The sequence below is a fragment of the Rahnella sp. BCC 1045 genome (assembly GCF_019049615.1).
Taxonomy (GTDB): domain Bacteria; phylum Pseudomonadota; class Gammaproteobacteria; order Enterobacterales; family Enterobacteriaceae; genus Rahnella; species Rahnella contaminans.
Genome location: NZ_JAFMOZ010000133.1, coordinates 39,164 through 65,245, shown reverse-complemented (window position 1 = coordinate 65,245; position 26,082 = coordinate 39,164). Strand labels below are relative to the sequence as shown.

The following is a 26,082-nucleotide window of genomic DNA, read 5'->3' as shown; positions in this document are numbered from 1 at the left end:
CACTATCGCACCCAAACCGCCCATTTCCCTTAAACAAAACGGGGGCAAAACGGTGCTCTGCCCTGCTTTATCCGCAAATTTATGCCTGGCCCGACGACGGAATAATGTTCCGTAACCAGCTTCCCCACTTGCGCTGATAAAAAGGCTGGGTGTGGCTGATCAGATAATGGCTGATACCGCGTTCCTTTTCAGAAACTATGCAGAAATCCACCGGACGATCGTCGGGAGAGGTTTCACTCGCCACATTGCCCGCCTCACGGATCAGCGCATCGATTTCCTGCTCGTCACCATCCGCTTCCAAACCAATCAGCAGGTTCGGCTGGTCGTCCACCGCTTTATCGTGGATGAGCGCCATAAATGCACGGCGCACCGGTTTTTTCTGGGTAAACAGCGTCGTTAGCGCATCAATCATTGCTGAAGGATATTCTTCCGGCTGACCAATCAGTAACTGACTCTCTTTGTCCAGCACCAGCTCTGACGGCGCATGCAATCCGCCGTTGCTCAGCAGCAGCGTGACTTCGTTTGGCGTGAATTCCTTTCCGTATTCGGATTTAGGATTCAGAAATAGCTCATCGCCCTGCGTCATTTCAAATAACACACGGGCAGGCAACGCAACAAACGCCTGCTCGTCGGGGCTTTCGCCCGCGCTGGCTTTTTCAAGCACATCAACTGACGAGAAGAAAGGAATGATCGAACTGCCGTCCTGCTTCTCCCAGTGCAAAATATTCAGTTCACTGCCAGCGGTGATCGCCACACTGCCCTGCTTTTCAGCCTCATCCTGCCCTGCATCGCCCAGCACAAAAACGGTAGATTCCAGCAAGGTTTGGTAAAACGCCGGACGCCAGGCCGGTGCGGTCACCGACAGACGAAGCAGGCGCTCCAGCTCGTTTTCACCGTCAGTCGCCGCTGCGCCAGCAGGAAGATGATCGTGTGGGACACTCATGATTCTTAACTCCGCTAATCGTATAAAACGGGGCGCCGTTAAGCGCCCCGTTGTGCATCATGCATTCATTACTTTCTGAAACTTACTTCGCTTTGGCTAACAATAAGTTCGCTACGGTACGCACACCCAGACCGGTTGCACCGGCAGACCACAGATCCGCCGCGCTTTTACGGTAAGTGGCAGAACAGTCGATGTGCAGCCAGCCTTTCTTATATTCAGTCACGAAATGAGACAGGAAGGCTGCCGCCGTGCTCGCGCCCGCAGTGTGCGCAGGGCCGGCAATGTTGTTCAGCTCGGCAAAGTTAGACGGCAGATGTGAACGGTGGAACTCTTCCAGCGGCAGACGCCAGAACGGTTCGTGTTCAGCTTTCGCGCTTTCCAGCAGTTCGCCTGCCAGTGCATCGTCAAAGCTGAACAGCGCATGGTAATCGTTACCCAGCGCCGTTTTAGCCGCGCCGGTCAGCGTTGCCGCATCAATAATCAGTTCCGGGTTTTGCGCAGACGCGTCGATCAGGCCATCGGCCAGCACCAGACGGCCTTCGGCATCAGTGTTCATGACTTCAACAGTTTTGCCATTACGGTAACGGATAATATCGCCAAGTTTCAGTGCGTTACCGCTGACCATATTATCCGCACAGCAAAGATACAGTTTTACACGTTTGTTCAGGCCATTTGCCGCCGCCAGTGCCAGTGCGCCAGTCAGGGTGGCGGCACCGCCCATATCGGCTTTCATGGAATCCATGGAAGCGCTCGGTTTCAGGCTGTAACCACCGGTGTCGAAGGTAATCCCTTTGCCGACCAGACAGGCATACACCGGGGCATCCGCGTCACCGCTCGGGTTGTAATCCAGTGCCAGCAGGACCGGCGGACGGTCAGAGCCACGGCCCACAGTGTGGATACCCATATAACTTTGCTGGCGCAGATCGTCGCCTTTGGTGATGCGGTAGCTGACTTTCTCGTTGCCAAACTCACACATTAAATCTACGGCGCGGGTGGCCAGTTGTTCAGGAGATAAATCTTCCGCCGGGGTATTAATCGTATTACGTACCCAGTCGATGATTTTGAGGCGTTGTTTCAGCGTGTTCGCGTCATCTTCAGACAATTCGGCCCATTCAACATTGCGGGTGCCTTTCGGACCACGAAAGCCCTGCCAGAATGCCCAGCTGTTTTCCAGATCCCAGCCCTCACCCGCCAGTCTGACGTTTTTCACGCCCTGACCGTCGATGCGGCGTGCAGCACGTGAAATTGCGGTCAGCGCGTCACCGTCTTTCAGATGAATGGTCATACCGGCGGAATCCGTGCTCAGGATTGCCTTTTCGCCCCAGCGTGCATCAGCGGGCTCAGACGAAAGGAAAACGGACATCGCTTCATTGGTCGTTACTTCGGAACTCATAACAGGACTCCTGATTGTTTTTATCTTCAATGAATATTCTTTATCAATGACAGGCAAATCACCCTTTCAGCGGGTGGCACTTCATTTCGTATAAACAGGGGGCAATTCACGCAGGCGGCGGACTGATTTCACCACCAGCGCAACCGCATAATCAATTTCTTCTTCCGTCGTCCAGCGCCCGAGAGAAAAACGGATTGAGCCGTGTGCCAGCTCTTCGCTTAGTCCCAGCGCGCGCAGCACGTAAGAGGGTTCAAGGCTGGCGGACGTACAGGCTGAGCCAGACGACACCGCCAGATCCTTAAGCGCCATAATCAGGGATTCACCTTCAACATCGGCAAAACTGACGTTGAGAATATTTGGCGCAGCATGTTCCGGTGCGCCATTGAGAAACACCTGATCAAGCTGCTGAATACCTTTCCACAGGCGATCGCGCAGTGCGGTCAGACGCACCACTTCAGCGGCCATTTCTTCTTTTGCGATACGATACGCTTCGCCCATTCCGACAATCTGATGTACCGGCAATGTACCTGAACGCATACCGCGCTCATGACCGCCGCCGTGGATTTGTGCTTCGATGCGGACTTTCGGTTTGCGACGCACATACAACGCGCCGATGCCTTTCGGGCCATAAATCTTGTGCGCGGAAAACGACATCAAATCGACCGGCAACTCGCTGAGATCTATATTAATTTTCCCCACACTCTGGGTCGCATCCACGTGGAACAACACGCCACGGCTGCGGCACAGTTCGCCAATGGTCGCGATATCCTGCACCACGCCGATTTCGTTATTCACCTGCATGATAGATACCAGGATCGTATCCGGACGCATCGCGGCTTCGATCGCCACCGGCGCGATAAAACCGTCAGCCTGGGGTGCCAGATACGTAACGTCAAAACCTTCAGTTTCCAGCTGATAGCAGGTATCAAGCACCGCTTTATGCTCAGTCTGGCTGGTAATAATGTGTTTGCCTTTTTCGCGTTGCGCGTGCGCGGCACCTTTGATCGCCAGATTATCGGATTCTGTCGCACCAGAAGTGAATACGATTTCACGCGGATCGGCATTGATCAGCTCGGCAATCTGGTTGCGCGCCACATCCACCGCCTCTTCTGCCTGCCAGCCAAAACGGTGAGAACGGGAAGCCGGATTACCGAAAGTACCGTCCAGTGTCAGACACTGCATCATTTTCTCAGCGACGCGCGGATCAACCGGCGTAGTGGCAGAGTAATCGAGATAAATAGGTAATTTCATGGCAGGCAAGCTCCGGACTGCGCGTTCTGTTGCGAACGAAAGAATTAAAAAAACGACACCCAGTTTAAAACGGCTTCACGAATTCTTAAAAGGGAAATGACGTTTTGCGGGCACTAAACGGTAAGTATTGGCGTCTGAAAATGCAAAAGCCCGCGGAAATGTGAATTCCCACGGGCTTTTATAACTATCGATCAAATGTAAATGAAGAGATTACGCTCTGAGATTTACGTTGATCGTCTCCATCTGACGGCCATTTGGCTGACGACGGATTTCACCGTTCTGACGGTCGGCCACTTCCAGGATTTCCTGGTTGTTGACCAGCTCTGCCAGTGTGATGTTGTTGAGGAAACCGCTGATGCGCTCGCTCAGATCACGCCACAATGTGTGCGTCAGGCAACGTTCGCCGTTCTGGCATCCTTCTTTACCCTGACAACGGGTCGCATCGACAGATTCGTCAACGGCAGTAATCACCGCGCCAACGGCGATATCACCGGAATCTTTACCCAGCAGATAACCACCGCCCGGACCACGAACACTGGCAACCAAACCATTTTTACGTAAACGCGAGAACAACTGCTCCAGATAAGAAAGAGAAATACCCTGACGCTCAGAAATATCAGCCAGGGGTACTGGTCCTTCCTGTGAATGCAGTGCAACGTCGAGCATAGCGGTCACGGCATAACGGCCTTTGGATGTCAGTCTCATAGCATGGTTACCTGTTTTAAATGTCTTTTAAAAACGCACGAATGCGGTTGATGCAAATGAGTCTGACATTCCCGAGTAAATCAGTCAACTATTTAACCGAGTAATTTACTCAAGTATTACACTGAGGAAAAACAGGCGTTTTTGCCTCCAAAAGTAATGGCACCGCAACACAATGATTCACATAACAAAAAGTCGCCTTAATAACCCCAAAAACAGGCTTATTCTTTGTTGTTATGAGTCTTTTCAATCGACGTCAGAATGCCGCGCAGGATGTTTAACTCCTGAGATTCAGGTCGCGCACGGGTGAATAAACGGCGTAATTTGCTCATCACCTGCCCTGGATGAGCCTGGCGAATGAAGCCGGTTTCCAGAAGTGTCTGTTCCAGATGCTGATAAAAACGCTCCAGATCGTCGACCAGCGGATACGGCGATTCTTCGTATTCTACCTGCGGTTTTGCGGCTTCGAGTAACGCCAGATGAGCCACGCGCACTTCATACGCAATAATCTGCACGGCCATCGCCAGATTCAGCGAGCTGTATTCAGGATTCGCCGGAATACAGACGTGGTAGTTACATTTTTGCAGCTCTTCATTAGTCAGCCCGACGCGTTCGCGCCCGAAGACCAGCGCAACCGGCGCGGTTTGTGCCGCTTTGGCACTGTGCTCACCACATTCACGCGGCTCAAGCATCGGCCACGGCAGTGTGCGGGAACGCGCACTGGTACCGATAACCAGACTACAACCGGAAAGAGCTTCGTCCAGGGTATCAACGATGGTGGCGTTGCCGATCACATCGCTGGCACCGGCAGACAAAGAGATAGCCTGAGAGTCAGGTTTTACCAGCGGATTAACCAGGTAAAGACTTGATAAACCCATGGTTTTCATGGCGCGGGCAGTAGAGCCCATATTGCCAGTGTGGGACGTTTCTACTAATACAATGCGGATATTGGGCAGCATAGGAACTCTTACCAGACGGAAAATCACAACAGCCTAACACAACGGTAGTTAATTTTCAGAACCCCTGCTATACTGCGCGCCGTTTCCCGTATTCCCGTTCTTTAACATCCTAGTTGGAAGATATCCATGCATCCGATGCTCACCATCGCCGTGCGCGCTGCGCGCAAGGCCGGTAACCTGATTGCCAAACATTACGAAACGCCAGACTCTGTAGAATCTACCCAAAAAGGTACCAACGATTTTGTTACCAATGTAGACCGCGATGCAGAGCACATGATTATCGATGTCATTCGCAAATCCTATCCAAAACACACCATCATCAGTGAAGAGTGTGGCGAACTGGAAGGCGAAGACAAAGACGTACAATGGATTATCGACCCGCTGGATGGCACCACCAACTTCGTTAAACGCTTCCCACATTTCGCTGTTTCTATCGCCGTGCGCATCAAAGGCCGCACTGAAGTCGCGGTAGTTTACGATCCAATGCGTAACGAACTGTTCACCGCGACCCGCGGTCAGGGCGCACAGCTGAACGGTTACCGTCTGCGCGGCACTAACGCGAAAGATCTCGACGGCACCATTCTGGCGACCGGTTTCCCGTTCAAAGCCAAACAACACGCAAAAAGCTACATGAACGTCGTGGGCAAACTGTTCACCGAATGTGCTGATTTCCGTCGCACCGGTTCTGCTGCGTTGGATCTGGCTTACGTAGCTGCTGGCCGCGTTGACGGTTTCTTCGAAATCGCCCTGAAACCTTGGGATTTCGCCGGTGGCGAGCTGCTGGTTCGTGAATCAGGCGGCGTTGTGACTGACTTCGTTGGCGGCCATAACCATTTCTCTTCCGGTAACATCGTTGCCGGTAACCCACGCGTCGTTAAAGGTATTCTGATGACCATGCGTGATGAACTGAGCGAAGCGCTGAAGCGTTAATTTCGCCGGTTTCGGATCGTAAGATCCAAAAAAAACGGACGTCCATCGGGCGTCCGTTTTTTTATGCCTGCGATTTCTGCGGCGAAAGTTATCCCCTGAAGGGACCGCCGGTGATCGGCGAAACGTCTCCGCCGCCGGTGCTGAAGAGTAAAATCCCTGCCACCAGCAACACAATCCCGCCGGTGAGCGCCAGCAGCGACCAGGTGATCCGCTGCCAGGCCGCAGGGGTGCGCGTTGCGCTCAGCTTCACCGCCAGCGAACGGCTGTAAAATACCAGTACGCCGACGAGCGACACGGTCAGCGACGTGCCGATAGCCATCGTGATGGCAGAAATCACGCCCCAGCTGTAAACGCCGATCACTTTGGAGAACAGCAGAACCATGATCGCGCCGGAGCACGGACGCAGCCCCATCGCCAGCACAATCGCGATTTGCGTACGTAAATCGCCGCCCGCCTGAAGCTGCTGATCGCTCGGGACATGCTGATGCCCGCAGCCACAGTGCTCGTCATGAACGTGCGGCTGAGTGTCCAGCAGAGAAAGGCTGTGGATACGCATGGCCGGTGCTGGCTGCAAACTTTTTATCGTCTGCCAGACCCTTTTAAGCGCCCGCCAGCACAGCAATAATCCGAGAAGAATCACCAGAATGAAACTGCCCCGCTCCATCCAGAAGCTGCTCTGATGCAGCTGACGCGAAGAAAGCTGTAAAACACCAAGCACCACACTGACCAGCAAAATCGCCACCAGTCCCTGAACGATCGCCGAGGCAAACGTCAGTTTCAGGCTGTTTTTCAGGCGTGACGGATGCGTCGCCAGATAGGTCGTGATAACGATTTTTCCGTGCCCCGGCCCGATGGCGTGGATCACGCCATAAATCAGACTGAAACCTGCGAGCGTCATGCCTGCCTGTAACGGATTTTCTTTCACCTGCCGCAAAAGCCCGGCCAGTTCCTGATGCAGTTCGCGCTGCCAGATAATGCTGCTGAGCAGAATTCGCGGCCAGTAATGAAACAGAGCAAACGCCCCGCCCGTCAGCAGGATCAGAAATACCGCCAGCGGCCATAAATCCCGCCAGGAAAAAGTTTTCGATGGCGCTGAAATTAATGACATTCGAGTGTGACCTTCTGAGCAAATTGCTGACCAAGATCCATATCTTCCGGCGGCGCATCAGCCTTATCCAGAGACAGCGCATAGTTTTGCAGCGAGGCATTGGGTTTTGGCGTAAACAACGCCAGCGTGCAGCGTTTTTCCAGCTCAGGCGGCAGATGCAGCGCGGTATTGTCTTTATACGTCATATCCACAAAATAGGAGGGATCGAAGGTCGAGAACTGCATCGGTTTACCCGCCAGCGGTTGCGGGTGCGCCAGCGGAAGCACAAACTCCAGCACAGCCTGATCGCCTTTGCGGGAAAGCGCATATTCACTGGGTAAATCGAGGTATTTCACTGGTTTTCCTTCACGATAAAAATCCGTGAAGTAGTGCTGGCTGAGCACCCTTGCCATCACTTCAGCCGCCAGTTTCTTCCAGATATCGGAACCGGGTTTGGCGTTCTGCGCGTCGTAAAGCAAATCTGCCGAGGTGATTTCGTCCATCGTCCATACCATTTTCAACCCGGTCAGCGAGGTTTCATTGGCCACCAGGGTCGTCTGCATATCAATAAAGCTGTGCGGGTGCGCCATGACACTGGCAGGCAGGCAAAAAAGCGCTAATCCCAGCCATTTTGCATGACGTTTTGCATTACGAAAAAGGGGCCGGTTCCTGTTCGGATTCAAAGTCACATCCCTATAAAGTGCCATGATATTGTTACTTAGTAACACTATTTTGCTGTGCAATTAAGCAGTCGTCAAAAATATCTGTGATCTGAGTTGTAAGCCGGAGTAAAACCCAATCCCGCGGCCTTATTGCGGGCATCCGCTTTGCTATGCTTGACTAATAATTTCAGGCGATACCTTTTTGGCAGGTGATATGAATCCAGAAAAACAGCCCTCCCCTGCGCTTTCCGCTACGCAACGCCGCTGCCATGTGTTGCTGATGCTGTACGCGCCGCTGACGGCGGTTCAGCTGGAGATCATCAGTGAAATTAACGGCGTCGGATTGGCCACAACCTGGGAAGATCTGGCGGAAGTGACCTGTGAAATTCAGCGCATCCATCACCTGGATGTGTTGCAGTACAGTGAAAAACAGTGCCGCATTCAGGGTGACAGTCTCGCCCAGCGTCTGTGTTTATTTCAGGGCTTACGCCGCACCTTACGTATTTCACCGGATTTCGTCTCCCGCCACTTTATTCCCTGGCTGCACATCGCGTTTGAGGGCCAGACCTGCCCGAAGGCCGCGCTGCGCACCGACATTCTGGGCATGATCCTGGAAGATTGCGGCGCGCTGTTGCCCAAACCGCTCAGCGGGCACGATCGCCAGCTGATGCAGATTTGCCTCCAGTATTGTTTATGGCAAAACGACCGCCCCACCGGCTTAAATTTCACGGAACAACAGCGCCGCTGGCTGCGGGAAAAACCGGAATACGCGGCAGCGCGTGAAATTTATGTTCAGTTGCAAAGCCTCAGTAACGGTTTGCTGGATGACTGCGAGTGCGAATTTTTTACCCTGATGCTGCGCATGTTAAAAAACCACAGTTACCAGAGTTCCGGTTCGACGGAAGATCAGCGTCTGCTGCTGGAAATTGAAAATATGGTGGCGCGCTTTCAGGAAATCGCCGGCATGAAATTCAGCAGCTACGAAGGGCTGGTCGGCCAGCTTTTCGCGCATCTCGGCCCGGCCATTGAGCGCTGCCATTTCGGTATTGGTATCGATAATCTGATGCAGGAAGAAGTGAACAGGATGTATCCGCGTCTGGTACGCACCACGCGCGAAGCGCTGAAAGGGTTTGAACACGAATACCTGATCAGTCTTTCAGAAGATGAAATCGGGCTGGTGGCGATTACGTTTGGCGCCTGGCTGATGCAGGGAAATGCCTTGCAGGAAAAACAGATTTTGCTGCTGACGCATAACAATCCGCAGCTGGAAGAAGCAGTCGAGCAGCAATTGCGCGAAGCCACGCTGCTGCCGCTCAATATCAAGTATCAGACGCTGGCAGATTTTTATCAGTTCGGCGCGCCGGGCGGCGTGGCGATGATTGTCACACCTTACGCCATCCGCAGCACCGACGCCGATCCTTTAGTCATCCACACTCAACTGCCGCTGGCGAAAGAGCAGCGAAAACGTATCCGCTCGCTGCTCGAAGCGCCCTAGCTGGCTGACGCCTCCGGTACGGACGGCGTGACCTGCGGACGCAGGAAAATCGCCGGTACCGCCAGCAGCGCCATCACCCAGAATAATCCGGCGTGAAGATGCTCGAACAGGAAGCCGGAAACCATCGTCATCACCGCCACGCCGCCGCCCATCGCCAGCGCGGAATACACCGATTGCAGACGGATCACCTGATCACGCGGACGCGCCGCGATAAACCGCATTCCCGCCAGATGGCAGACAGTGAAGGTACCGCAATGCAAAATCTGAATCATAATCAGCCACGGCAGCCCGGTGAACGCGCCCATCATTCCCCAGCGCACCACGCCGCAGATGGCGGAAAGTAACAACAGATCCCGCGCCGACCAGCGGCTGAACAGTTGTTTGCTGAAGGTAAACACCAGCACTTCTGCCACTACGCCCAGCGACCACAAATAGCCGATGGTGGTAGAGGAATAGCCGACATCCTGCCAGTAAATCGCACTGAAACCATAGTAAGCGGCATGTGCGCCCTGCAATAACGTCACGCATAACAGGAACCGCCAGACCGGTTTTTCGCCGAGCAATGCTTTCCATGAAATGGCCGGTGCGCCGCTGGTTCGTGGTTCACCGACCGGTTTCACACTCGGGCGCAGCAACATCCCCAGTAGCATGGCCGCCACGCCAGCCGTCAGCGTATAGAGGATTGCGTTATGCCCGTAGACCTCAACCAGTTTGCCGGTGACCGCCGAGCCAATCACAAACGCAATCGAGCCCCAGACGCGCACTTTGCCGTAATCCATATTGATCTGGCGTTGCAGCGTGCCCGCCAGCGCATCGGTCAGCGGCACCAGCGGGCCGAAGAACAGGCTGAAACCGGCGATATTGATCATCAGCCATGCCCAGCCGTTGCCGAACCAAAAGCCGACCGCAAACGCCAGCGTGAGCAACGCCAGGATCCGCAAACCGGTGATGAGATGCGAAGGGTCTTTGATGGAAGGCGAAATGATTAACGTGCCGAGAAAACGGGCGACTAAACCAGCGCCAAGCAACAGGCCGATGCTTTCGGAGGAAATGCCCTCGCCTTTAAGCCACAAGCCCCAGAAGGGAAGAAAAATACCGTAACTGAAAAAATAGGTGAAATAACTGAGTGCAAGCCAGCGCGTGGAACGCAATTCCATAAATCCTCCGGTGTGAGGCCAATACTTTGACAAAGCTCACAATCGCTAGCAATCCGCAGACGCTTTCTTACTCCAGTAATGTCTGCCAGCTCACAAATTCTGATACATGCCCATAAAAAAACCCGCCGGAGCGGGTTTTAGCAGCTTTACGGCTTCGCAAATATTACGCGTAAACCGGGAAGCGTGCACAGATGTCGAGAACTTTCTCTTTAACGCGTTCGCTAGTGGCTTCATCGTTCACGTTGTCCAGCACGTCGCAGATCCAGCCAGCCAGTTCACGCGCTTCAGCTTCTTTAAAGCCACGACGGGTGATAGCCGGAGTACCGATTCGCACGCCTGAAGTCACGAACGGGCTCTTCGGATCGTTAGGCACGCTGTTTTTGTTGACGGTGATATTAGCGCGACCCAGTGCAGCATCGGCTTCTTTACCGGTCAGGTTTTTATCAACCAGATCCATCAGGAACAGGTGGTTGTGCGTGCCGCCGGAAACCACTTTGTAGCCACGATCCAGAACCACAGCCACCATTGCCTGGGCGTTTTTAGCCACTTGCTGCTGGTAAGTTTTGAACTCAGGTTCCATCGCTTCTTTCAGTGCTACCGCTTTACCGGCAATCACGTGCATCAGCGGGCCGCCCTGGCCGCCAGGGAAGACGGCGGAGTTCAGTTTTTTGTAGAACTCTTCGTCACCGCCTTTCGCCAGAATCAGACCGCCGCGCGGGCCAGCCAGCGTTTTGTGCGTAGTGGTGGTCACGATGTGCGCGTGCGGAACCGGGTTCGGGTAAACGCCCGCCGCAATCAGACCGGCAACGTGTGCCATATCGACGAAGAAGTACGCGCCAACGCTGTCTGCGATTTCGCGCATTTTTGCCCAGTCAACGATACCGGAGAAGGCTGAGAAGCCGCCGATGATCATTTTTGGTTTGTGTGTTTCTGCCTGACGCTTAACGTCGTCATAGTCGATGTCGCCGCTTTCGTCGATGCCGTAAGGCACTACGTTATACAGTTTACCGGACAGGTTGACCGGTGAACCGTGTGTCAGGTGACCGCCATGCCCGAGGTTCATCCCCAGAATGGTGTCGCCCGGTTGCAGCAATGCGGTGTAAACCGCGAAGTTCGCCTGTGAGCCGGAGTGTGGCTGAACGTTAGCGAAATCTGCACCGAACAATTCTTTTGCGCGGTCGATAGCCAGTTGTTCAACGATGTCGACGTACTCACAACCACCGTAATAACGTTTGCCCGGGTAGCCTTCGGCATATTTGTTGGTCAGCTGCGAACCCTGAGCCTGCATAACGCGCGGGCTGGTATAGTTTTCTGACGCAATCAGCTCGATATGTTCTTCCTGGCGAACAACTTCTTTTTCCATTGCTGCCCACAGCTCAGCATCATAATCGGCAATGTTCATTTCACGCTTTAACATCCGCATCTCCTGACTCAACAAACTAAAAATAAACGCCCCTTCCGGGTTCTGCGCAACAGTGTAAATGTTTAGGCCGCCTTCGGATAGGGTCAGTTTCAGGTTTTTAAGCAAACGATTGGCTCCAGATACAGCAAGGCTTTGATCTGCGAACCTCTGCCCATAATCAAGGGATAAATTTTCAACTGAACATGCTCAAATTTCAGCTTTGTGACTCAGCCCTCACCGCACACGTCACCTTAAAAAGCCCTTACCCCTTTAGGGGGTGTTTACAGAAATTGTGGATTTATATAAGATGCATTTAAAATACATGTTTAATTAAATTTAAAAAGACACGGAGTTCACTATGCTTGATTCAGCCACTATCGCTACCGTTAAATCCACCCTTCCTTTGCTCGCAGCAACCGGTCCGAAACTGACCGCACACTTCTATGACCGCATGTTCGAACACAATCCCGAGCTTAAAGACATCTTCAATATGAGCAACCAGCGCAACGGCGATCAGCGTCAGGCGCTGTTTGATGCCATCTGCGCCTATGCCACCAATATTGAAAATCTGGCTGCACTGTTACCGGCGGTTGAACGTATCGCGCAAAAACATACCAGTTTCATGATCCGGCCTGAGCAATACGATATTGTCGGCGGTCATCTGGTGGCGACTCTGGATGAAATGTTCAGTCCGGGTCAGGAAGTGCTGGATGCGTGGGGCAAAGCCTACGGCGTTCTGGCGGGCGTATTTATCAATCGTGAAGCAGAAATCTATAAAGAAAGCGCCGAAAAAACCGGTGGCTGGAGCGGCACCCGTGAATTCCGTATTGCCGAAAAACAACCGCAAAGTGAGCTCATCACCTCTTTCCTGCTGGAACCTGTAGACGGATTACCGGTAGTGGATTTCCAGCCGGGACAATATCTGGCGGTGTATATCCGCGATGCTTCCCTGGAAAATCAGGAAATCCGTCAGTATTCCCTGACGCAGGCACCGAACGGCAAAACGTACCGCATCGCGGTAAAACGTGAAGGTCAGGGCGCGGTGTCCAACTTCCTGCATCACTTTGCGCAGCCGGGCGACATCATTCATGTTGCCGCACCGCACGGTGATTTCTTTATGGATGTCGGCGAGGCCACACCGGTCGCGCTGATTTCCGCCGGTGTCGGTCAGACACCGATGTTAGGCATGCTCAACACGCTGGCGCAGCGTGGCCATAAAGCGCCTGTTCAGTGGCTTCACGCCGCCGAAAATGGCGCGGTTCATGCATTTGCCGGTGAAGTGAAAAGCGCGCAGACGCAACTCCCGCAGTTGGAAAGCCATGTCTGGTATAACCAGCCCCGGACGAATGACTTGCCAGGCGAAGATTTTCAATACCAGGGCTTTATGGATCTGAGCAAAGTCAGCGATAAAATCAGTGATCCGGCGATGCACTTCTACCTGTGCGGTCCGGTGGGCTTCATGCAGTTTGCCGCAAAACAACTGCTGGCAGTGGGCATTGCCGAAGCCAACATTCACTACGAATGTTTCGGCCCGCATAAAGTCATCTGACTTTGAGAATACCCGCGCTGAAAAGCAAAAAGGCTGACGCAATGTCAGCCTTTTCTGTTTCAGACGCGCAATGAAATCAGATAGCTTCTTCGTCCTGCTCGCCGGTGCGGATTCGCACTACGCGCGCCACGTCGAACACGAAGATTTTGCCATCGCCGATTTTGCCGGTCTGCGCGGTAGTCATGATAGTTTCAACACAGGTATCCACGATGTCATCTGCTACCACAATCTCGATTTTTACTTTTGGCAGGAAATCGACCATGTATTCCGCACCACGGTACAGTTCGGTATGACCTTTCTGACGACCAAAACCCTTCACTTCGGTCACGGTCATCCCGGTGATCCCAACTTCAGCCAGTGCTTCGCGGACGTCGTCGAGTTTGAACGGCTTGATAATCGCATCAATCTTTTTCATGGCGGACCCTTATAATCATTCGTTTGCTTTCCGCCTTCCTGAGCGGCAGCATGGTTCACAGTCTGGTTTCGGATGCCGTAGCATGCGAAGGCGCTAAAGGTATCATAGTTCAGCGGCAGGAATGTACCCGATGCCGCTGAAAGTAAATTCCCGTTACTCTTTAAAATCCGTGGCTTCCAGCTCGTGGCGGGAAAGCAACTTGTAAAATTCGGTGCGGTTACGCCCGGCAATACGGGCGGCCTGCGTCACATTGCCTTTGGTAATTTGCAGCAACTTACGCAGATAATTCAGTTCGAACTGATTACGCGCATCGGCAAACGTCGGCAGCGCAGTGTTCTCGCCTTCCAGCGCCTGCTGAACCAGCGCTTCGCTGATGACCGGCGCAGAAGTCAGCGCAACACATTGCTCAATCACATTCACCAACTGACGCACATTGCCAGGCCAGCTCGCCGCCATCAGCCGTTTCAGCGCATCGGTGGAAAAACTGCGGACGAACGGCTTGTGCCGCTGCGCCGCCACGCGAAGCAGGTGATTTGCCAGTAGCGGAATGTCTTCCGCCCTTTCGCTCAGCGTTGGCAATTTCAGGCTCACGACGTTCAGACGATAAAACAGATCTTCGCGGAACTCGCCTTTTTCCATCGCTTTAGGCAAATCGCGGTGCGTGGCAGAAATAATCCGCACATCGACGTCGATATCCTGATTGCTGCCCAGCGGGCGGACTTTACGCTCCTGCAAAACGCGCAGCAGTTTGACCTGCAATGACAGCGGCATATCGCCGATTTCATCGAGGAACAACGTACCGCCGTTGGCTGCCTGGAACAGCCCTTCACGGCTGCTGACCGCACCGGTAAACGCGCCTTTGGCGTGGCCGAATAATTCAGATTCCAGCAACTGTTCCGGCAGCGCGCCGCAGTTGATGGCGATAAATGCGTTCTTTCCGCGCGGGCTGGCGCCGTGGATCGCCTGTGCCAGCACTTCTTTACCCGTTCCACTCTGGCCGTTGATCAGCACGCTGACGTCAGACTGCGCGACCATATTGGCCTGCTCCAGCAAACGCAACATCAACGGGCTGCGGGTTACAATCGACTCGCGCCAGCTTTCATCCACCGACGGGCTGGACTGTGCCAGTGCTTCATCAATGGCTCTATACAGCGCATCGCGGTCGACCGGTTTGGTGAGAAACCCGAAAACGCCCTGCTGTGTGGCGGCAACCGCGTCGGGAATCGAGCCGTGCGCCGTCAGAATAATGACCGGCATTCCCGGCTGGAATTTCTGGATTTCAGCGAACAACGCCATGCCATCCATTTCATCCATGCGTAAATCGCTCAGCACCAGATCGATTCGTTCACGGTGCAATACGCGCAACGCTTCAGCACCGCTTTCAGCGGTTGTGACACGAAAACCTTCACTGGTCAGACGCATGCCCAGCAGCTTTAACAGGCTGGGATCGTCGTCCACCAGCAACAGGCTGGCTGCTTTACGTATCGTCATTTTGCGTTCGATTCCTTTGGAGGCGGCACGTAGGTTTCTGCCGGTTTCACCGTGGATCCGGTGGCCGGTTTTGACGACGAGGTCGCGTCGTTGTCCGGCAGATCGCCCTGGATCTGCTTACGCGAGGAAAGCTGACGCTCGATATCGGTCAGGTTTTCCAGCTTGCGGCGGGTATCGGCTAAATTATTTTCCAGCACCAGTTGTTCGGCAGTCATCAGCTGAAGTTTGTCTTCATTGACAGTCTGCTGGCGTGCGTTGCGGGCTTTTTCATCACCGAGCACAACTTGCAGATTCTGACGCTCACGCCACAACTGCACCAGAGGACGAATGGATCCCGGCATCTGACCACGGAATTCGCTCACTTTAGCCAGCAATGCGCGGCGCTGTTGTTGATCCGGTTCAGCACCTGACAGCAGAATGCTTTGTTTGAAAGCCTGCTGCCAGTTGGTCGCCGAAATTTGCTGCGCCTGGAAACGCGCCTGTGCATCGCTCATACGATCGGCGCAATCCATCGCCCGCAGCCAGTACAGTGAGTTGGTCATCGCTTCGCTGTCATCAAGCGCCCACAGGGTTTCGCAGGGTGCGATGCGGAAGTCGATCACTTTGCTGTCAGGGACAATCTGGTCGGAAACTTGCTGGTAATAACGGTTATCGGCGGAATGTTGCACACAGCCCGCCAGCGCCAGTGGCGCACTCAGAAGGAGAACCCGGCGGCGAGCGACGGCGCGCACCAGACGGGAAACGAATTTCGACATAAAGGTTAATGCGTTCATTGGCCGCACCAGCCTGCAAATAGGATCATTATCAATTTTTCTCAGCCGTCAGGGGCAATTCAATGCGAAAACAAACGTCCGCACCTTCAACGGCAACCAGTTGCAGCTCTCCATGCATGCGGCGAATGCAGTCCTGAGCAATGCTCAATCCCAGACCGCTGCCTTTTACAGCCCCTTTTCGTTGCTGGCTACCCTGGTAAAAAGGTTCAAAAATCATCGCGCGCTCGGCTTCGGGGATCGGGGTTCCGGTGTTTGCCACCTCAATAACCACCCGCCCTGCTTCTTCCCGGCTACGGACCCAAATAGTACCGGATTCAGCCCCGTAGTGCACCGCATTGGAATAGAGATTATCCAGCACGCGCTTAAGCAGTGTAGGTTCCGCCAGACATTGTGACGCTTCGATAACGACTTCGCTGCGGATCTTTTTGGCGCGCGCGGGCAGACTGTTCGCTATCACGACGTCATTCACTAAGGTTTTCAGATCGACAGCCACGCTCAGCGCGGGCGCATCCGCCAGTTTGCGGTTGTAATCGAGCAATTGTTCGATCAGCGTTTGCAGGTGACGGCTGCTGCTGTTGAGTATCGCCACCACGTCTTTTTGATCCGGCGTCAACGGTCCGGCGACTTCATCGGCCAGTAGCTCCGTGCCTTCGCGCATGCTGGCGAGCGGCGTTTTGAGCTCATGGGAAATGTGACGTAAAAATTCGTGTCGCTGTGATTCCAGCCACGCCAGACGTTCACTCAGCCAGACGATACGCTGCACCAGAGAACGGATTTCGCGCGGGCCTTTAAACCGCGTGACATCCCCCAAATTACGCCCTTCGCCCAGCCGGTTGATCATTCTCTCCACGCCTTTCACCGGCCCGATAATCATACGGGTAAACAGCACCACCAGCGCCCCGCTGAGCAGAAACAGCACCAGCGCCTGCCAGCCAAAGAACTGGCCGCGTTCGGCAATCGCACGCTGAAGTTGCTGGCCGCGGGAAAAGACCACTTCACGGGTCGCCTGAACCATTTCGGCATTCGTGCGCGAAAAATTTTCCAGCCGCGCGGAAGAGTCATTATCCGGCGCATTATTGTGGCAGATGGGTTCGGTCAGCTGCGTCAGCAATGTGCGCAGCGTCTGGTAGTAACGTAAATCCGGCAGAACAGAGGCGTGCGCATCCAGCAGCTGCGAATATTGTTTATGCTGATTCTGATAAAGGCGGGAAAGGGTCGGATCGTCGAGAACGCAATACTGGCGGTAGCTGCGTTCCATTTCCAGCGCGATGCTGGACATGGATTCGCTGCGGCGCGCATCGCTTAATGTCGTGCGGTTAATATGCGCCGCCTGACGGCTGAGCTGGTCGAGGCTGTCATAAGCCTGCCAGGCCAGCACCAGTAACGGCAACAGAACTAACAGGAACGCCATCAATACCAGCTGACGTAAAGAACCGGGGAATAAACGTCCTCTTTTCAACGCATTCATCTCATTTTCCACAGATAAAGCATGCTAACTGACAACGGTTTGAACAGCCAGTGCGTCACAGAGATTGTGAAAGAGGATTTGAAAGAAACAGGAAGCATCCGAAGGAGTGGTATTGCTGGATATCCTGATGGATATCCAGCAAACCGGAAGAGGTGGTGCCTCACTCAACGTGTCGTTCGATGCTTGATAACGTGCTTACGCAACGATTATCGGTCGGGTGAACGATAGGCACCGTTTCTTTGGCGTCATTCGGGCATTATGAGCATATCAACGCTTTCGCGTGAGCAAGTCATAATCAGGTGAATGAGCAACTGCCAGAATATAGCACGAAGCGTGCCAGTTATAATATTTAAATTACATGTAACTGATAGTTAACAATTTTTATTTATCAGTGAAGATCTCATTCAAAAAATGGCTGCGATCTTTGCATAAAAATCACGCTTGCTGTCGTCATTTCCCAACATGTTTTTTACTTAAATATAAAGTTGTTTTTAATCATTTGCTTAAATGTCGCCAAATGGCGACACAACAAACTGCATCTGTCGCCATTTAATGACATCACGTTATCAGTGATTGATTAAGAGCCTGTCAGTGCTCGCTGAACCCCAGTGAATTCGGGGTTGGTACCGGTTGTTCGCAGTCTGCCGGATTGTCTGCTTTCGCCGGGTCACACATCGTGGCCTGCGGCGGCAGGAAGATATGGTCAAGAATGGCGCGCGCCGTCGGCCCGGCGACCACGCCATCGCCCCCACCGTTCTCCATAATAAGCGCCATCACCACTGTCGGATGTTTATAGGGCGCAAATGCCGTATAGAAAATATGGTCACGCAGGCGGACAGGCGTCATTTTGGCGTTATAGACCTGATTCTCGCGCAGGCTGAATACCTGAGACGTCCCTGATTTCGCGGCTATCTGATAAGGCGCGGTGTGGAAGAGTTTATAACCGGTACCGTTCGGGAAATTCGCCATTCCGAACATACCGTTTTTCACTATTCCCCAGATTGGCGATTTGCCATCGGCAATTTGCTGCGTCGGCGGCATTTTATAGGGCGTGATCACTTTGCCGCTTTTTGAAGAATAGAGCAGATGCGGTGTTTCAAGTTTGCCGTTATTCACCAGCGCGCTGAGCGCACGCACCATCTGGATTGGCGTTGCAACCCAATAACCCTGGCCGATGCCCACCGAAACGGTATCTCCCTGATACCAGCCTTTTTTATGAACCTTCATCTTCCATTCGCGGCTTGGCAAAACACCATTATATTGCTCGTCGAGATCGATACCGGTGGACTGCCCGTAACCGAACTTGCTCAGCCAGGTATGAATGCGGTCGATGCCCATTTCATACGCCACCTGATAGAAGAACGTATCGGCGGATTCTTCGATGGCTTTGGTGACATTCAGCAGGCCGTGGCCGGTTTTCAGCCAGTCGCGGTAATGACGCTCGGTACCCGGCAGCGTCCAGGTCGGTGCACCGAAGAAAGTGGTTTGCGGTGTAATCACCCCTTCAAATAAGGCAGACGTTGCCATGAACGGTTTCACCGTCGAGGCCGGAGGATACAGTCCCTGTGTCACGCGGTTAATCAGTGGCAGATCCGGGTTTTTCAGCAACGCGCTGTATTCTTTACTGGAAATTCCGTTCACAAACGGATTCGGATCATAACTCGGGCTCGAGACCATTGCTTTGATGCCACCATCCCGCGGATCCATCACCACCACGGCGGCGCGTTGCCCTTTCAGGACTTTCTCGATGTACTGCTGTAGACCGAGATCCAGCGTCAGGTAGATATTTTGCCCGGCCTGCGGTGGCACTTCTTTGAGAAGGCGCACGACGTGCCCGTGGTTATCCACTTCCACTTCCTGATAACCCGTGCGGCCATGCAGAATATTCTCGTAATACTTTTCAACGCCCTGCTTACCAATATCGTGGTCAGCCGCGTAGTTCTCCGCAATTCCTTCTTCGTCGAGGCGTTTCGCGTCTTTATCGTTGATTTTCGACACATAACCGACGACATGCGCCAGCTCCGCACCGTACGGATAACGACGCTGCTGATAAGTACTGATTGAAACACCGGGGAAATCAAACTGGTTCACAGAAAAACGGGCGACTTCGACGTCGGTCAGCGCCAGTTTTAACGGGATTTGCGCGAAGTGACGGCCATGAATCATCGCGTCATGAAAGCTGTCCAGATCGTCCTGCGTCAGATCGACAATGGGTTTGAGTGCATTCAGGGTCGCTTTAAGATCCGGCACTTTTCCGGGGATCACCTGAATCTGGTAAAGCGTAATATTTTGCGCCAGCACCACGCCATTACGGTCCATGATCAACCCGCGGCTCGGGGCAATCGGCAGCATTTTGATGTCATTCTGATTCGAGCGGGTCTGGTAAAAATCATGCATTCCGACCTGCAAATGATACAGATTGAAGACCAGAGCGGCAGACATTAAGGCCACAACCAGAAACGCGATCACGGCGCGACGAACGAAAAGGACGGACTCTGCGGTATGGTCGCGGATTTCGTCGTTAAGTAAGGCCATAAGCGGGCAAATACCTTTATTGTCTGCTTCTTAAAGCGGGCGAAAAAAGAAAAATTCGGGGCTGGAAAAGTGCGCAAGGATAGCCCGTCGGGAAACGGGCGACTATAAGAAGTGTGCTAATGAAGTGGCAGGAGTGTTTCTATTTATTAACGACAGGTTATTCCGGCGAAATATGCCGCGCATCACTTCGCCGTGTTGACCTTGCAGTCGCCATAAACATAACCTTCGGTTTGCGTCGCAACCACGAAGCTGTCTTTTACATGGATATACATCAGGTTATCCTGCGCACCGGCTTTCATCGGCTGATTGTCTTTACCGATAATGTCCGTCAGTTCAGGACTGGTCACCATTTTGCTGCCGTCCGGGGAAAAACTGAACGTATTTCCGGCGTCATAAACACGCGCATCTTTATTCACAACTTCAGAAACATCATTGCCGTCATCCGACTGCGTATGATGCGTTAAAATACATTGATACTGCGTGACAGCCGATGCTGAAAACGACGCCAGCGCCAAGACAACCGCCACACAACCGCCTAACCTGACCATCAGATAAATCCATAAAGTGAGCAAGAGTTCCATGCTATCACTTGGCTGCCCGATGAAAAGAGCCCGCAAAAGATATTTTCACGGGCTAAATACTTTAAGCCAAATTCGGGACTGTACGCGGTATGAACGGCGTTTTTTTAGACAAATATGAAGCTACATGCAGAGGATCCGCTGACGATTATCGCTACTGATTACCCCGCCGGAGGCGGTCGGGAATATTCCAAAATTTAACTGAAACAGAAATCTGATAAATGAATGCGTGAACACTTCGAAGTAAAACGGATGGCTCTGTTCGTTTACTTGTTTTTTGTACTGCTGCTCAGAAAAATCCTGCCTATAATCCGCAGATTGCACTTGAGCAGTTAACAAAGGATTGAGATGAAATCTTTCAAAGTACCCGGAACGGAAATGGTCTTACGTTTCCATGAGTTGTCAGGTCTGGGCGTCCCGCTGGTCTTTATCCACGGTCTGGGATGCGCGGCATCCTGTGATTTCCCACGGGTCGCGACCGATGCATCACTGCGCCCGCGCCGTTCGTTCCTGCTGGATTTAGCCGGTTCCGGTTTCAGTGATAAACCGCAGGATTTCAGCTACAGCCTGCAGGATCATACGCTGTGCGTCATCGCATTACTGGAAAGCCTCGGCGTACCGCAGGTCAATTTAATCGGCCACAGCATGGGCGGCAGTATTGCCATCATGGTGGCGGCGCAACGGCCTGACCTGATTCAGCGCCTGATTGTTGCTGAACCCAATCTCGATGCAGGCGGCGGAATATTCAGCCGCGCAGTCGCGGAATATTCAGAAGAAGACTATCTGGCTAAAGGCCACGCGCATCTGATTAATGTCGCCGTGCGCAGCAATGATCCAGTCTGGGCGGGATCGATGAGCGTGGCGTCTCCGCTGGCCATTCACCGCCAAGCCGTCGGGCTGGTCAATGGCGAACCGACGTCGTGGCGCGAACAGCTCTACAACCTGGAAATGCCGGCCACCGTTTTGTTTGGCGAGTTTTCACTGCCAGAACCTGATGTCGCGATTTTGCCTCAGCATGGTGTGCATACCACCGTGGTACCGCAGGCAGGTCATTCGATGATGTGGGAAAATCCCACCGGCGTGGCGGCGGCAATCAATGCGGCGCTGAATGCAGAAGTTTTATAAGTACGTATTACAAATCGGTCATTTCTTTCTGATGCTCAAGCAGGTGTGCAAATTGCTTAACCTGTTTGGGCTCAGAAGAAGAACGTAACTGTAGCGCCAGATTGATATTTTCCAGGATGCGGGAACCTTCCACACGATGATCTCCGGCGGGTAATCTTCCCTCTGCGACCAGCCAATCCACCACACTCTTCCAGCGCCAGAGCGGTGAGTTTCCTTTGAGCCGCTGAACAGGGTTAGGGAAATTACGGGATCCGCGAGATCCGTCTTTCAATAATGCCACCGACTGGCGGGTCAGCCCGGTCAGGTCCGCAATATCGCTGAGCCCGACCAGCGCCGAATCGACCGACTCGACACGTGCATTCAGGCCCGCAGATTCAATATCCCGGATCGCCGTCAGCAGCGCTTTCGCGAATGAAGTGCTTTCCCGGTCAAATTCCAGATAGACCGACGTTCCATAGAAAGAAATCAGCGCGTCATCGCAGCCGCTCTCAAAGAGCGCATCTTCCAGTTTTTCTGTATCAGATGTAACGCCTGAAAGCGTCAGCGTGAAGTTAAAAGGTGCCACAAAACCTCGTTGTCCGGATAATTGCTAAAAAGGCGGTTTCCCGCCTGAGTGTTATGTCTTATCAGGAGAACAATGATCAACCCTTCTGATAATTTGCACGGCATGGTTTTCCGGATTTCGCGGGGTAGACCAGATGCTCATCATATGTTCGCGATGTGCAGGAATACCGCAACGAACCCGTCCGAAACAGTGTGAACTGCTGCCGCCAGCGACAAAATGCCAGCCTTTAGAAATGGCATATTCAACGGCTGCGTGAATATGCTTATTAGGATGCGCCTTCATTGGCCTCCTGTGGCTGTAGTATAATCACCCGTTGACATTCGTCAACAGCCATATGCATACGTCCTCATGCACGCCGGAAGTGTATCCCCGCATCAGTGGCGAAAACCTTGAAAAAATGACATTAGGAAAAATATATATCCTCACCTGATTTCGCCCTCAAAACTCTCCTGCGATAATCTCCTCCGCTTCCCCTGGCGTCAGCGGATAATCGAAGAACCGGCTGTAGAAATCCTGCGTCGCTTTCACAATATCCAGCGTCGGGAAAAGCTGCGGATGCAGTTTTTGTGCAACCCACTGGATCTGTAATGCCGTTTCAGTGCCGTAGCGATCCCACGGGAAAACGCCTGCCGGATTTCGCCACACACGCCCCGCTTTCACTGCGTCCAGCAATGCAAACTGGCTGGCATAAGCGGAGGTTGAGATATCCCCGGCGCTGGCCGCCAGAATGATCACATCCGGTTGCCACGCCAGCAGTTGCTCGGCAGAAACCGGCTGCATGTTGCCCTTCAGCCCTTCGGCGGCATTCCGGCCACCGGCGACGCGGATCCACTGGTCAATCAGCGTATCGCTGCCATCGACTTTCAGCGGATTAAGTGACTGAATGTGCAGCACTCGCGGGCGTTGCTGTTGGGTCAGACTTGCCGTTTTTGCGCTGATGGCCTGAAGATTGTCGTCAAGATAATGAATGTAATCTCCGGCACGCTGCGCCGCCTGAGGCGTTCCCAGCACCTGCGCGGTTGTACGCAGGGAATGTTTCATTGAATCAAAATCGGTAAATTTCATTTCGATAACGGGTAAACCCGCCTGCCGCAAGGCCACCGCATCCCGGTTGCCCGCGCTGACAAACACCACATCCACTTTTTCCGCCAGCAAACTTTCGGCATTAAACGTGGTGCCTTTTACCGACAACGCCTGATTCAGCGAAGGCTGAACGCGGAACATCCACGGCTGACTTTCCGGATGATTGACCGTCGCCACAATCTTGCCGCCCGCGCCCAGCGTCATCAGCAAAGAATGATGTGCGTACCAGGCGTCGGCGATCCGGTCAGTTTTCGCGGGCAGAATAACCTGATGGCCCGCATCATCAGTCACTTCGCGGGTGGCGCTGTAGCCGCTCAGGCTTAGCAGGCTCAGCGCGCCCGCCAGAATCAAACGTGTCGGTAATTTCATTTTATCCTCAGAACTCGAGCTGCATGGAAACCTGCGCCATACGCGGTGCACCCAGTTGTGCGGACGCATTGCCCGCGCCGCTGTAACCGTTCAGGCCGCCCGGCACGATGTTGGTCCAGTAATGGCGGTTAGTCAGGTTGGTCAGGTCAAACCGGAACGTGGTGTTGGTATTGAACAGACGCGTGCGGTAGCTGCTGCCGGCGTCAAAGACGGCGTAACTGCCGACCCAGTTGTCGTTGGCATTGTCTGTCGGACGTTTGCCGACGTAATGCACGTTGGTATCCAGATCCAGACCTTCGACGGCTGGCACACTCCAGACGGTCAGCAGGTTTGCGGTCACGCGGGATAACCCGACGATCTGTTTGTTATCGCTGGAAGAGGACGCCGTATCGCGCAGTTTCGGATCGAGGATCGTCACGCCGCCGTAAATATGCACGTCGCGGCTGACGTTGCCGTCGGCCATCAGCTCAAGGCCGCGGTTACGCTGATTGCCGTCGTTGGCGAATTCGCCGTCTTCCAGCGTGTACGCAAACGGGCGATCAATCTGGAACAGCGCCGCCGACAGATTGGTCTTGCCGACGCGCAGTTTGCTGCCGACTTCAATCTGTTTGCTGCGGTAAGGCGCGGTGATTTGCCCGGCGTTGGTCGAACCAGCCGGAGCTGTATCGCCCTGTTGCAGGCTGTCGGCATAGGTTGTATAGAGCGTCAGGTTTTCAACCGGCTTATACATCAGGCTGGCTGAACCGCTGAAACCGCTGTCGTTCGAATCGCTGGTGCGCTGACGGGTTTTGGCGTAGTTGGCAGAGGTGAGGAAACTTTCGCTGCCCGACACCAGCAGGCTCCATTTTGGCGAGAAGGTCAGCGTATCACCGACGGAAAACGCCTGCTGAGTGCTGGTTGCAGACTGATAACGGTTAGAGAAGTCCGGATATGCGGGTTCAGGGAAACTTTGCAGATTATTAATGTTTCCGCTGCCCAGCGTCGCCGTACCACCGTTGATCGGGTTATAGTTTTTCCACACAAAACCGCGCATACCGAAAGATAAATCATGCTGTAGCCAGCCGGTATTCAGTGAACCGTTCAACGTCGCCATATAACTGTTGATCACAAAACGGGTCGCCGTGGCGCTGGATACCGTAGTTTTGTAATCCCCTTTATTGTTGACCAGCGTATTGGTCACCGCCGTGGACTGACGGTCAGCCACCTGATGCAGGAAACCGATATCAGACTGCCAGTTGCCATCAAAATCATGTTTAAGATGAGCGCTGTAAGTGCTGGTGTGGTTGTCATTCCCGGCATACGTTTGCCCCAGGTTACGCTGCGTCGGGTTCATGGCTTTCGGGAAGGCTACGCCACTTGCCAGCGCAAACGTGCCCGGCAAGCCTTTTTCCTCATAACGGTAATAGCTGAAATTGGTTTCCAGCACGGTTTGATCCGTCAGCTGAAAATCCAGCGCCAGGCTGGCGAGCTGACGTTTCTTGCGGCTGCCGGAGGTATAGCTGCCGCCCTGATCGTTAAGCAGATTCAGCCGGTAACGAACACGTTCGCCATCATCAAGCGGACCGCTTAAATCCAGCGCACCCAGACCGGAAATCCCGGTGCCCATTCCCAGCGTAATGCTGTTTTTGGTGGTATATCCCGGGCGTTTGGAAACGAAGTTAAACATCCCTGCCGGGTTTGCCGGGCCGTAAAGCGATCCCGCCAGCCCGTTCAGCACTTCAATCTGCTGGAACTGCTCGGCCGGATAATCTGTGGTGGAGACGACGTTCAGGCCGTCGATCATAGAGTTTTGCACCACACTGCCCTGGATCCCGCGCGTCTGCGGGCGGGCGCCGTCACCCTGCACGGACGGCAGATATTTATAAACGTCTTTGACGCTTTTTACCTGCTGGCGGGTAATGATACTTTCCGGCACAGAATGCACGGAGTACGGCGTATTCAGCACATCACGTTTGCCCAGAACGCCGACGGTCGCGGTTTGTGAATCTGAGGCCGAAGGGTCACCCGACGCCGTTTCACCATTTTTCACATTGCCATTCACAGTCATCGTGTCGGTCGTTACTGCGGCCAGCGCAGTACCTGCAGACAATAGAAGACCACAGGCGCCAGCCACTAACGGCGCTTTTATTTTTCTTTGCATTTGTAATCAA

23 protein-coding genes are annotated in these 26,082 nt (G+C 53.5%); 4 read left to right on the top strand and 19 right to left on the bottom strand.

Annotated elements, in window-relative coordinates; translation table 11 throughout:
- Window positions 1–79: 79 nt before the first annotated feature.
- From sseB to trmJ, 5 genes are all read right to left on the bottom strand, one after another.
- Window positions 80–943 carry an enhanced serine sensitivity protein SseB gene (gene sseB, locus J1782_RS16560; protein ID WP_152324577.1) on the bottom strand — a complete coding sequence of 288 codons (864 nt, stop codon included), beginning with the start codon at window positions 941–943 and terminating at the stop codon, window positions 80–82.
- 82 nt (window positions 944–1,025) lie between these two features.
- Entirely contained in the window at window positions 1,026–2,336 is a 1,311-nt protein-coding gene (gene pepB / locus J1782_RS16555; protein ID WP_165058499.1) for an aminopeptidase PepB, read from the bottom strand.
- Window positions 2,337–2,417: 81 nt separating this feature from the next.
- Window positions 2,418–3,587 carry an IscS subfamily cysteine desulfurase gene (locus J1782_RS16550; RefSeq protein WP_165058501.1) on the bottom strand — a complete coding sequence of 390 codons (1,170 nt, stop codon included), beginning with the start codon at window positions 3,585–3,587 and terminating at the stop codon, window positions 2,418–2,420.
- A gap of 210 nt (window positions 3,588–3,797) precedes the next feature.
- Complete coding sequence (gene iscR, locus J1782_RS16545) at window positions 3,798–4,292, bottom strand: Fe-S cluster assembly transcriptional regulator IscR (protein WP_101076364.1); 495 nt, start codon at window positions 4,290–4,292, stop codon at window positions 3,798–3,800.
- A 218-nt stretch (window positions 4,293–4,510) separates the two neighbouring features.
- Entirely contained in the window at window positions 4,511–5,248 is a 738-nt protein-coding gene (trmJ, locus tag J1782_RS16540; protein ID WP_152324579.1) for a tRNA (cytosine(32)/uridine(32)-2'-O)-methyltransferase TrmJ, read from the bottom strand.
- A 126-nt stretch (window positions 5,249–5,374) separates the two neighbouring features.
- Here trmJ and suhB point away from each other — a divergent pair, with 126 nt between their 5' ends.
- Window positions 5,375–6,178: an inositol-1-monophosphatase gene (gene suhB / locus J1782_RS16535; RefSeq protein WP_104921062.1), complete on the top strand. Its 804-nt coding sequence runs from the start codon at window positions 5,375–5,377 to the stop codon at window positions 6,176–6,178.
- 88 nt (window positions 6,179–6,266) lie between these two features.
- Here the strand turns inward: suhB and J1782_RS16530 are convergent, their stop codons facing one another.
- Both J1782_RS16530 and J1782_RS16525 read right to left on the bottom strand, forming a co-directional pair.
- Complete coding sequence (locus J1782_RS16530) at window positions 6,267–7,286, bottom strand: nickel/cobalt transporter (protein WP_217153533.1); 1,020 nt, start codon at window positions 7,284–7,286, stop codon at window positions 6,267–6,269.
- Window positions 7,277–7,855, bottom strand: a complete 579-nt coding sequence (locus J1782_RS16525; RefSeq protein WP_254303103.1) for a DUF1007 family protein — start codon at window positions 7,853–7,855, stop codon at window positions 7,277–7,279. Before J1782_RS16525 ends, J1782_RS16530 begins: the two co-directional genes overlap by 10 nt.
- A 286-nt stretch (window positions 7,856–8,141) precedes the next feature.
- Between J1782_RS16525 and csiE the strand changes: the two genes are divergently transcribed.
- Window positions 8,142–9,422: a stationary phase inducible protein CsiE gene (gene csiE, locus J1782_RS16520; protein WP_152324582.1), complete on the top strand. Its 1,281-nt coding sequence runs from the start codon at window positions 8,142–8,144 to the stop codon at window positions 9,420–9,422.
- Here the strand turns inward: csiE and J1782_RS16515 are convergent.
- The gene (locus tag J1782_RS16515; protein ID WP_165058507.1) at window positions 9,419–10,579 is read right to left on the bottom strand and encodes a 3-phenylpropionate MFS transporter; all 1,161 of its coding nucleotides are present in this window, start codon (window positions 10,577–10,579) and stop codon (window positions 9,419–9,421) included. The two genes, csiE and J1782_RS16515, sit on opposite strands and share 4 nt — an antisense overlap.
- 163 nt (window positions 10,580–10,742) lie before the next feature.
- Entirely contained in the window at window positions 10,743–11,996 is a 1,254-nt protein-coding gene (gene glyA, locus J1782_RS16510; RefSeq protein WP_217153532.1) for a serine hydroxymethyltransferase, read from the bottom strand.
- 343 nt (window positions 11,997–12,339) lie between these two features.
- Between glyA and hmpA the strand changes: the two genes are divergently transcribed.
- A complete protein-coding gene (hmpA, locus tag J1782_RS16505; protein WP_217153531.1) occupies window positions 12,340–13,530 on the top strand; it encodes an NO-inducible flavohemoprotein in 1,191 nt (396 codons plus the stop codon).
- 76 nt (window positions 13,531–13,606) lie between these two features.
- On the opposite strand, the gene glnB is transcribed toward hmpA, so the two are convergent.
- The 6 genes from glnB to J1782_RS16475 form a co-directional block, all read right to left on the bottom strand.
- A complete protein-coding gene (gene glnB / locus J1782_RS16500; protein WP_013574351.1) occupies window positions 13,607–13,945 on the bottom strand; it encodes a nitrogen regulatory protein P-II in 339 nt (112 codons plus the stop codon).
- 153 nt (window positions 13,946–14,098) lie between these two features.
- The gene (gene glrR / locus J1782_RS16495; RefSeq protein ID WP_152324586.1) at window positions 14,099–15,436 is read right to left on the bottom strand and encodes a two-component system response regulator GlrR; all 1,338 of its coding nucleotides are present in this window, start codon (window positions 15,434–15,436) and stop codon (window positions 14,099–14,101) included.
- On the bottom strand, window positions 15,433–16,209 hold the full coding sequence (gene qseG, locus J1782_RS16490; RefSeq protein WP_235937325.1) for a two-component system QseEF-associated lipoprotein QseG: 777 nt from the start codon (window positions 16,207–16,209) through the stop codon (window positions 15,433–15,435). Before qseG ends, glrR begins: the two co-directional genes overlap by 4 nt.
- Window positions 16,210–16,240: 31 nt before the next feature.
- The gene (locus tag J1782_RS16485) at window positions 16,241–17,677 is read right to left on the bottom strand and encodes a HAMP domain-containing sensor histidine kinase (RefSeq protein ID WP_152324587.1); all 1,437 of its coding nucleotides are present in this window, start codon (window positions 17,675–17,677) and stop codon (window positions 16,241–16,243) included.
- 588 nt (window positions 17,678–18,265) lie between these two features.
- A complete protein-coding gene (gene mrdA / locus J1782_RS16480; RefSeq protein ID WP_152324588.1) occupies window positions 18,266–20,212 on the bottom strand; it encodes a penicillin-binding protein 2 in 1,947 nt (648 codons plus the stop codon).
- A gap of 182 nt (window positions 20,213–20,394) precedes the next feature.
- Window positions 20,395–20,793, bottom strand: a complete 399-nt coding sequence (locus J1782_RS16475) for a hypothetical protein (RefSeq protein WP_254303097.1) — start codon at window positions 20,791–20,793, stop codon at window positions 20,395–20,397.
- Between the two features lie 345 nt (window positions 20,794–21,138).
- On the opposite strand from J1782_RS16475, the gene J1782_RS16470 reads away from it, so the two are divergent.
- A complete protein-coding gene (locus J1782_RS16470; protein ID WP_152324589.1) occupies window positions 21,139–21,915 on the top strand; it encodes an alpha/beta fold hydrolase in 777 nt (258 codons plus the stop codon).
- 7 nt (window positions 21,916–21,922) lie between these two features.
- Here the strand turns inward: J1782_RS16470 and J1782_RS16465 are convergent, their stop codons facing one another.
- The 4 genes from J1782_RS16465 to J1782_RS16455 all read right to left on the bottom strand — a co-directional run bounded on the left by J1782_RS16465 (window position 21,923) and on the right by J1782_RS16455 (window position 26,072).
- Entirely contained in the window at window positions 21,923–22,480 is a 558-nt protein-coding gene (locus tag J1782_RS16465) for a DNA-binding protein (RefSeq protein ID WP_217153530.1), read from the bottom strand.
- 51 nt (window positions 22,481–22,531) lie between these two features.
- A complete protein-coding gene (locus tag J1782_RS26405; RefSeq protein WP_152324591.1) occupies window positions 22,532–22,762 on the bottom strand; it encodes a hypothetical protein in 231 nt (76 codons plus the stop codon).
- Window positions 22,763–22,918: 156 nt separating this feature from the next.
- Window positions 22,919–23,932: an ABC transporter substrate-binding protein gene (locus J1782_RS16460; protein ID WP_165058514.1), complete on the bottom strand. Its 1,014-nt coding sequence runs from the start codon at window positions 23,930–23,932 to the stop codon at window positions 22,919–22,921.
- Window positions 23,933–23,939: 7 nt separating this feature from the next.
- Entirely contained in the window at window positions 23,940–26,072 is a 2,133-nt protein-coding gene (locus J1782_RS16455; RefSeq protein WP_371819791.1) for a TonB-dependent receptor, read from the bottom strand.
- Window positions 26,073–26,082: the final 10 nt, after the last annotated feature.

What these genes read in the sequence shown, in the direction of transcription:
- sseB (WP_152324577.1), bottom strand. Translation starts at nt 943, where the DNA reads ATGAGTGTCCCACACGATCATCTTCCTGCTGGCGCAGCGGCGACTGAC.
- pepB (WP_165058499.1), bottom strand. Translation starts at nt 2,336, where the DNA reads ATGAGTTCCGAAGTAACGACCAATGAAGCGATGTCCGTTTTCCTTTCG.
- J1782_RS16550 (WP_165058501.1), bottom strand. Translation starts at nt 3,587, where the DNA reads ATGAAATTACCTATTTATCTCGATTACTCTGCCACTACGCCGGTTGAT.
- iscR (WP_101076364.1), bottom strand. Translation starts at nt 4,292, where the DNA reads ATGAGACTGACATCCAAAGGCCGTTATGCCGTGACCGCTATGCTCGAC.
- trmJ (WP_152324579.1), bottom strand. Translation starts at nt 5,248, where the DNA reads ATGCTGCCCAATATCCGCATTGTATTAGTAGAAACGTCCCACACTGGC.
- suhB (WP_104921062.1), top strand. Translation starts at nt 5,375, where the DNA reads ATGCATCCGATGCTCACCATCGCCGTGCGCGCTGCGCGCAAGGCCGGT.
- J1782_RS16530 (WP_217153533.1), bottom strand. Translation starts at nt 7,286, where the DNA reads ATGTCATTAATTTCAGCGCCATCGAAAACTTTTTCCTGGCGGGATTTA.
- J1782_RS16525 (WP_254303103.1), bottom strand. Translation starts at nt 7,855, where the DNA reads ATGGCGCACCCGCACAGCTTTATTGATATGCAGACGACCCTGGTGGCC.
- csiE (WP_152324582.1), top strand. Translation starts at nt 8,142, where the DNA reads ATGAATCCAGAAAAACAGCCCTCCCCTGCGCTTTCCGCTACGCAACGC.
- J1782_RS16515 (WP_165058507.1), bottom strand. Translation starts at nt 10,579, where the DNA reads ATGGAATTGCGTTCCACGCGCTGGCTTGCACTCAGTTATTTCACCTAT.
- glyA (WP_217153532.1), bottom strand. Translation starts at nt 11,996, where the DNA reads ATGTTAAAGCGTGAAATGAACATTGCCGATTATGATGCTGAGCTGTGG.
- hmpA (WP_217153531.1), top strand. Translation starts at nt 12,340, where the DNA reads ATGCTTGATTCAGCCACTATCGCTACCGTTAAATCCACCCTTCCTTTG.
- glnB (WP_013574351.1), bottom strand. Translation starts at nt 13,945, where the DNA reads ATGAAAAAGATTGATGCGATTATCAAGCCGTTCAAACTCGACGACGTC.
- glrR (WP_152324586.1), bottom strand. Translation starts at nt 15,436, where the DNA reads ATGACGATACGTAAAGCAGCCAGCCTGTTGCTGGTGGACGACGATCCC.
- qseG (WP_235937325.1), bottom strand. Translation starts at nt 16,209, where the DNA reads ATGAACGCATTAACCTTTATGTCGAAATTCGTTTCCCGTCTGGTGCGC.
- J1782_RS16485 (WP_152324587.1), bottom strand. Translation starts at nt 17,677, where the DNA reads ATGAATGCGTTGAAAAGAGGACGTTTATTCCCCGGTTCTTTACGTCAG.
- mrdA (WP_152324588.1), bottom strand. Translation starts at nt 20,212, where the DNA reads ATGGCCTTACTTAACGACGAAATCCGCGACCATACCGCAGAGTCCGTC.
- J1782_RS16475 (WP_254303097.1), bottom strand. Translation starts at nt 20,793, where the DNA reads ATGGAACTCTTGCTCACTTTATGGATTTATCTGATGGTCAGGTTAGGC.
- J1782_RS16470 (WP_152324589.1), top strand. Translation starts at nt 21,139, where the DNA reads ATGAAATCTTTCAAAGTACCCGGAACGGAAATGGTCTTACGTTTCCAT.
- J1782_RS26405 (WP_152324591.1), bottom strand. Translation starts at nt 22,762, where the DNA reads ATGAAGGCGCATCCTAATAAGCATATTCACGCAGCCGTTGAATATGCC.
- J1782_RS16460 (WP_165058514.1), bottom strand. Translation starts at nt 23,932, where the DNA reads ATGAAATTACCGACACGTTTGATTCTGGCGGGCGCGCTGAGCCTGCTA.
- J1782_RS16455 (WP_371819791.1), bottom strand. Translation starts at nt 26,072, where the DNA reads ATGCAAAGAAAAATAAAAGCGCCGTTAGTGGCTGGCGCCTGTGGTCTT.